The organism is Sinomonas sp., from assembly GCF_036848755.1.
Lineage (GTDB): Bacteria > Actinomycetota > Actinomycetes > Actinomycetales > Micrococcaceae > Sinomonas.
In genome coordinates this window covers 1-6867 of sequence record NZ_DAIUJO010000153.1, presented here as the reverse complement: position 1 = coordinate 6867, position 6867 = coordinate 1, and the positions used below count along the sequence as shown (strand labels likewise).

Sequence of the window (6867 nt, the reverse complement as noted above, 5' to 3'; positions counted from 1 at the left end):
CGGGCTCTTGCCGCCGAGTTCGAGGGTGACCGGGATGAGGTTCTGCGACGCGTACAGCATGATGAGCCGCCCCGTGGTCGTCTCGCCCGTGAACGCGATCTTGCGGATGCGGGGGCTCGACGCGAGCGGCTTGCCCGCCTCCACCCCGAAACCGTTGACGATGTTCAGCACCCCGGCCGGGAGCAGGTCCTGGATGAGCTCGGCGAGGACCAGGACGCTCGCCGGGGTCTGCTCGGCGGGCTTGAGGACGACCGCGTTGCCCGCCGCGAGCGCGGGGGCCAGCTTCCACGTGGCCATCAGGAGCGGGAAGTTCCACGGGATGATCTGTCCGACCACCCCGAGCGGTTCGTGGAAGTGGTACGCCGTCGTCGTCTCGTCGATCTGGGAGAGCGAGCCCTCCTGGGCCCGGATCGCGCCGGCGTAGTAGCGGAAGTGGTCGACGGCCAGCGGCAGGTCCGCGGCGAGCGTCTCGCGCACCGGCTTGCCGTTGTCCCACGTCTCGGCGACGGCGAGCGTCTCGAGGTTCTCCTCGATGCGGTCGGCGATCCGGTGCAGGATGAGCGCGCGCTCGGCCACCGACGTCCTGCCCCAGCCCGGGGCGGCCTTGTGCGCGGCGTCGAGGGCGAGCTCGATGTCCGCGGCCTGCGAGCGGGCGACCTCGCAGAACACCTGCCCGGTCACGGGGGTGATGTTCTCGAAGTACTGGCCACCGACCGGGGCCACCCACTCGCCGCCGATGAAGTTCTCATACCGGTCCTTGAACGTGACCTTGCTGCCCTCGGTACCCGGCTGTGCGTAGACGGTCATCGCGAAACTCCTTTGTCTCAGGTTCCCCTTGAGGGGGCCGGCCCTGCCGGCGTTGCGATGAGCGTAGGAGCGGGTGGGTTGCGGTTTGGTTGCAGACAGCATCGCGGTTCCACACCCCGCCCTCCCCGCGCTCCCGCCGGGTTGTGGTTTCCCAATCGGTCGGGAGCGCGGCGCGTGGCCCAAAACTGACGTGTCGGGGCCCGAGAAGTGGGCGGGAGCGCAGCAGCGGCTCGAGTCAGAGGGCCTTGACGGCCGTCAGGACCTTGGCGAGCGAGTCCTTCGCGTCGCCGAACAGCAGCGTGGTCTGCGGCTCGTAGAGGAGATCGTTCTCGATGCCGGCGAACCCCGGCCGCATCGACCGCTTGAGGAATACGACCTGCCGCGCGTCGCCGGCCTCGAGGATGGGCATGCCGTAGATCGGCGAGCCGGGCGTGGTCTTGGCCGCGGGGTTGACGACGTCGTTGGCGCCCACCACGAGCGCGACGTCCGCCTGCTTGAAATCGCCGTTGACCTCGCTCATCTCCTTGAGCGACTCGTACGGGACGTTGGCCTCCGCGAGCAGCACATTCATGTGTCCCGGCATCCGTCCGGCCACGGGATGGATCGCGAACTCGACGTCGACACCCCGCGATTCGAGCGCCTGCGCGAGCTCCGCGGCCGTGTGCTGCCCCTGGGCGACGGCGAGCCCGTACCCGGGCACAATGATGACCCGCTGCGCATATCCGAGCAGCACTGCGACGTCCTCGGGATTCGAGGACCGCACGGGCCGCTCGCTCGCCACGGTTGAACCGGCCGTCGAGCCACCCCGGAACGCGCCGAACATGATCCCCGAGACCCTCCGCCCCATGGCGGCGGCCATGAGCCGCGTGAGGATCGTGCCCGAGGCCCCGACCAGGGTGCCGGCGACGACGAGCAGGACGTTCCCGAGCACGAGTCCCGACGCGGCAACTGCGAGCCCCGTGAAGGCGTTGAGCAGCGAGATGACGATCGGGACGTCCGCGCCGCCTACGGGCAGGACGAGCAGAAGGCCCGCGATGAGCCCCACCACCAGAACGACGACGGCGAGTCCCGTCGAACCGGTGACGACGACGGCGGAAGCCGCGCCGACCGCCGCCACGAGCACAACCCCCATGAGGACGGAGAGGCCGCCGAATACGACGGGCCGAGTCGTCATGAGCTCTTGGAGCTTCGCGAACGTCACGCCCGACCCCGCGAACGAGACCGCCCCGACGAGCAGAGTGAACACGATCGCGACCCGGAGCCAGCCGTTGTCCGCATGCGGGAGTTCGAGCAGCGCCACGAGGGCGGCCGCTCCGCCGCCCACGCCGTTGAATACCGCGACGAGCTGCGGCATTTGGGTCATCTTGACGCGGCGCGCCACGGGAGCGGCGATCGCGGCGCCAACCACCATGGCGGCCAGAATCCACGGAATGTTCTCGAGCCGGCTCGAGAGGAAGACAGTGACGAGCGCGACGAACGCCCCGAGTGCACCGACCAGATTGCCCCGCCGGGCGTGCTTCGGCGAGCTGAGCCCCTTGAGCGCGAGGATGAAGCAGACTGCGGCGACGAGGTAGAGGAGCCCCGTCCAGACCGGGTCGATCAGCGTCACTTCGTGCCCTCCCTGCGGCCCCGGAACATCTCGAGCATCCGGTCCGTGACGACGAAGCCGCCCACCAGGTTCGCGGTCGCGAGGACGACGGCGAGCAACGCGACCGCGAGCACCCAGCCGTCCGTCGCCTGCCCGGCGACCGTGATGGCGCCGACGAGGATGATGCCGTGAATCGCATTCGCCCCCGACATCAACGGCGTGTGGAGGATGCTCGAAACCTTGGAGACCACCTCGAAGCCCACGAACACGGCCAAGACGGTGATCGTCAGGAGTTCCACTCCGCCCATCAGCCAGCCCCTCCCTCGATCTGCTCGTCCTCGCCCGCACCGCGAGACGGCTCGGTCGCCGAGGCGAGGGCCGCGAGAGCCTGCGCCGTGGGCTCGTGCAGCACACCGCCGTCGAACGTCAGGCACGCTCCGGCGACAACTTCGTCCCCGAAATCGGGAGAGACGTCGCCCTCCGACGTCAGGAGCGCGATGAAATTGGCGACGTTCTTCGCATAGAGCCGTGAGGCGTCGAACGCCATAGCCGAGGCGGCGTCCTTGAGGCCGACAACCGTGACCTCTCCCCCGCCGTCGGCGGTCGGGACCACGATGTCCTGACCGGCGACAGATCCCTCGACGTTGCCTCCCGATTCCGCGGCCATGTCGACCACGACCGATCCCGGCCGCATGGCCGCGACCATGTCCGCGCTCACGAGAAGCGGCGCGGGCCGGCCGGGCACCGCGGCGGTGGTGATGAGCACGTCGGCGTCGGCCACATGGGGTGCGAGGAGCTGCCGCTGGAGCGCCCCGCGGTCGGCGGTGAGCTCGCGGGCGTAGCCGCCGGCGGCCGCGGTTCCCTCCGGCGAGTCCAGATCCAGCCGGATGAAGGTTCCTCCCATCGAGGCGACCTCGTCGGCCGAGGCGGGGCGGATGTCGTTGGCCGAAACGCGAGCGCCGAGGCGCTTCGCCGTACCGATGGCCTGCAGCCCGGCGACGCCGGCTCCCAGGACGAGGACCCGCGCCGGCGGGACCGTGCCTGCCGCTGTCATGTACAGGGGGAAGAAGCGCGGCAGCCGGATGGCGGCCTCGAGCACGCAGCGGTAGCCGGTGACGAGCGCTTGGGACGTGAGCGCATCCATCGACTGGGCTCGGGAGATGCGCGGCACGAGTTCGAGGGCGAAGGCCGTGATGCGCCCGTCGGCGAGCGCTCGCACTGTGGGCAGTTCGGTCGACGGCGACGCGAGGCCAACCGTGACCGTCCCGGGCTTGAGGCGGGTTGCCGCCGCGGGGTCGAGCGGTCTGACGTGAGCGACGACGTCGACCGTCGCCACATCGAGGAACGGGACCGTGCGCGCGCCGGCGGCTGCGTAGGCGGCGTCGGGGTACCCGGCTGGCGTCCCGGCCCCCTCTTCGACGACGACGCCGAGCCCCAGCCCCACGAGCTGCCTTGCGGACTCCGGGGTCACCGCGACGCGCTTCTCCCCCGGAATGCGTTCACGCGCGACGCCGACGTCCACCTGGGCCTCCCTCAACGCTGAGTCTTGGCTGCAGTGTATTGCGGAAGGCGGGGGCGCCGCTCGCAATCCGGACGGCAAACGGATTAGGACGCCGCCGGGGAGGCACATCGGCGCACGGAGCCAGCGCCTCGAACCGCTCCCGCGAAGCTCTCCAAGTAGGCGGCGCGGCGGGGGGACATCGCGCGGGATTCAACGGCCGGGGCGGCGTCGGGCCCGTCCGGATAGTGCACCGCCAGGCCTTCCCGGAGGAGACGGATGGCCTCGCTCCGCTGCTGGGACACGGCAGAAGAGCTGATCCCGAACCGCTCGGCGACCTCCTTGACGGAGCTTCCCTCGAGATAGATGGCCGTCACGACGACGCGCAGCCGCTCGGGAAGCGACTCGACGGCAGCTCGGAGGTACCGCGTCCGCTCCCCCGCGAGGGTTGCCTCCTCGGGCGCGACGACGTCGGCCACGAGCGTGTCGGAGGCTGCCTCGTCAAGGGGGCTCACGGTGCGTGCGGCGTGTGCCTCGGCTTCCTCGACGGCTTCACGGCTCACCCCGAGGGCTGCGGCGATTTCATCGTTCGTCGGCTTCCGGCCGAGGGTGCCCGTGAGCGTCTCAGTGACGGCGCCCACCGCCTTCATGCGCTTGCGCGCACCGCGGCCTGCCCAGTCCAGGGAGCGGAGTTCGTCCATGAGCGCGCCGGTGATCCGACGGCGGGCGAAGGCTCCGAACGGCACGCCGGTGTTCGGGTCGAACGATTCGGCGGCGAGCACGAGGCCGAGCGAGCCGGCGGATGCCATGTCTTCCCGCGAGAGATGCGTGGCCCGCGCACACAGGTCCGACACCAGATAGCCGACGAGCGGGAGATGCTCCACGACCAGGCGGTTGCGTTCTTCGATCTTCACCTACACCCCTGCGAGACGCGTGTCTTCAACGGAGCCCAAGCGTGAAACCCGCTTTACCCCGTGCGCCAGGACTTCCGTTGGACATGTCAATTGTGCGCGTACAACACAGATTAGACATGTCTATTTGCTTCGGCGTGTCGCGGTCGTGACAAGCGGAGTCACAAGCGCGGCATGACGCGAAACCTGCGACGGAGACGCACGGGCGTGAGCTGTTGCAGAGCCGAGAATCCGGGTAACGACTGGACGGCAGGCTCGGAACAGGTTCTCTGATCGGAGGAAGCATGCCCAAGGCAGACAGGAGCGGCAGGGCGAAGAAGGACGAACTGCCCTCGACTCTTCAGCGTTCGGACCGCAAGGCCCAACAGACCTTCGCCAAGGCCCACGACTCGGCCGAGGAGTCCTATCACGACGAGCAGCGGGCCCACCGCGTCGCCTACTCGGCGCTCAAGCACACCCACGAGAAGGTCGGCGACCATTGGGAGCCCAAGGAGGGCAAGGGCCCGTCCGACGAGCAGGCGAAGGGCGGTCGGAAGACGTCGCGGCCCACCGCCGGAGGGGTGGACGCCAACGCGTCGAAGAAGCACCTCTACGAGCTGGCCCAGAAGCTCGACGTCCCGGGCCGCTCGACGATGTCGAAGGACGAACTAGTCGACGCCCTGCAGAAGGCCAACGCCAAGAAGACAGCCCAGAGCCGGAAGAACTAGTTCCTCAGTCGGCTGACCGGCCCTCTGCCGAGCGGTAGGCGGCGATGAGCGAGGAAGTGCTTCCGTGCCAGGGCGCCCCGTGGCCGGGGATGACCCAGTCGACGTCCAAGTCCGCCAGACGGTCGAGGGAAGCCGATGAGCCCGCCTGGTCGTCGGTGAACGGAGCTGGCTGCGGCCCCTCGACCCCCGTCAGCACGTGGCGCGTCGTGAGCTCGTCCCCCACGAACACCGCGCGCACTGCGGGCACGTGGACCGCGACGCTGCCCGGGGAGTGGCCCGGCATCGCAACGATCCGCGGCGAACCCGGCAAGGGCAGCACGTCGCCGTCCTGAACCGGGGTGACCTCCTGCAGCGGCCGGGTGCGGAAGCCGCCCTTGGCGATCGCATAGGCGAAGAAGCGGACGACCGGGCCGATCCGCCGCGGGTCCTTCGGCGTGGCGGGCGGCTTGGCCCCCTTCGCGCGGGCGGCGTCCTCGGCCCCGATGTACACCGGGATTCCGAGTTCGCTCCTCAAGCGCTGGGCGAAGCCGATGTGATCGCTGTCCCCGTGGGTGAGGACGATGCCTTTGATGTCGGAGACCGGGCGTCCGAGGTCGTTCAGTTCGCGCATGAGGTCGCGGTAGTGCCCGGGAAGCCCGGTATCGACGAGGGTCATCCCCTCGTCGCCGAGGATGAGGTGGGCGGCGATGATGTCGTTGCCGATGCGGCGAAGCTGCGGTGCGAGTTCCACGGTCGCTACGATAGTCGGCGGTCGAGGATCACTGGCCCTCGGGCTTCAGAAGCCCCCTGAGGATCGCCTCGGCGTCCGACGGCGCGTGGGCAGCTTCGCGGTTGGCGTCCGCTACGGCTTCGAAGATCTCCTCGCGCTTGATGGCAAGATGGCGCGGCGCGTCGATGCCGATCCGGATGCCTTCACTTCCACGGCTCTCGAGGAACGTGATGACGATTTCGTCGCCGATCATGATCTTCTCGCCGGGCTTGCGGGTGAGTACGAGCATCGTTTTCCTTCCGTGGAAGTCTCAGAGCACCGTCCGTGGTGCGGGCGAACAGTCCACCCAGCCTACGGGGATCCCGAGGCTGTTGACGGTCTGGGGCGTGCGGGTTTCGAGCGCACCGACCACGGCGAGCGCGCTCACCGCGAAGGCCGCCGACGCCGCCTCCACCCATTCCGCGGTCTCGGCAGCCTTGTGCCGGGCGTCGACGGCGAGCCACACCTGATCGGGCCTGAGCGCGGCGGCGCGCCCGAGTTGGGGGCTGAGCCGGTCGAACGCCTGCAGGCGCAGGGCCGCGAGCACGGTGGTGGCCGACTCGACCCCGTGGGCCCGAGCGGCGGTCGCGTCGCGGAAGTCCGCGAGA

The 6867-nt window shown here is 69.6% G+C and carries 7 protein-coding genes and 2 pseudogenes; 1 reads left to right on the top strand and 8 read right to left on the bottom strand.

All coding sequences use genetic code 11. The features are described 5' to 3' along the window. From adh to V7053_RS17120, 5 genes and pseudogenes are all read right to left on the bottom strand, one after another. Positions 1-807 (bottom strand): annotated as a pseudogene (adh, locus tag V7053_RS17140) (aldehyde dehydrogenase); the annotation flags it as partial. Positions 808-1042: 235 nt separating this feature from the next. Then, entirely contained in the window at positions 1043-2416 is a 1374-nt protein-coding gene (locus V7053_RS17135) for an NAD(P)(+) transhydrogenase (Re/Si-specific) subunit beta (RefSeq protein ID WP_334173476.1), read from the bottom strand. Beyond that, entirely contained in the window at positions 2413-2703 is a 291-nt protein-coding gene (locus V7053_RS17130) for an NAD(P) transhydrogenase subunit alpha (protein WP_334173475.1), read from the bottom strand. Before V7053_RS17130 ends, V7053_RS17135 begins: the two co-directional genes overlap by 4 nt. After that, positions 2703-3917, bottom strand: coding sequence for a Re/Si-specific NAD(P)(+) transhydrogenase subunit alpha (locus V7053_RS17125; RefSeq protein WP_334173474.1), 1215 nt, complete (start codon positions 3915-3917; stop codon positions 2703-2705). The genes V7053_RS17130 and V7053_RS17125 overlap by 1 nt, the downstream gene beginning before the upstream one ends. An 83-nt stretch (positions 3918-4000) precedes the next feature. Further along, positions 4001-4807, bottom strand: a complete 807-nt coding sequence (locus tag V7053_RS17120; RefSeq protein WP_334173473.1) for a sigma-70 family RNA polymerase sigma factor — start codon at positions 4805-4807, stop codon at positions 4001-4003. Between the two features lie 281 nt (positions 4808-5088). Between V7053_RS17120 and V7053_RS17115 the strand changes: the two genes are divergently transcribed. After that, complete coding sequence (locus tag V7053_RS17115) at positions 5089-5511, top strand: ChaB family protein (protein ID WP_334173472.1); 423 nt, start codon at positions 5089-5091, stop codon at positions 5509-5511. 4 nt (positions 5512-5515) lie between these two features. On the opposite strand, the gene V7053_RS17110 is transcribed toward V7053_RS17115, so the two are convergent. From V7053_RS17110 to V7053_RS17100, 3 genes and pseudogenes are all read right to left on the bottom strand, one after another. Beyond that, positions 5516-6241: an MBL fold metallo-hydrolase gene (locus tag V7053_RS17110; RefSeq protein WP_334173471.1), complete on the bottom strand. Its 726-nt coding sequence runs from the start codon at positions 6239-6241 to the stop codon at positions 5516-5518. Between the two features lie 28 nt (positions 6242-6269). After that, positions 6270-6509, bottom strand: a complete 240-nt coding sequence (locus V7053_RS17105; protein ID WP_334173470.1) for a carbon storage regulator — start codon at positions 6507-6509, stop codon at positions 6270-6272. Between the two features lie 21 nt (positions 6510-6530). Then, a pseudogene (locus V7053_RS17100) lies at positions 6531-6867 on the bottom strand (hypothetical protein); the annotation flags it as partial.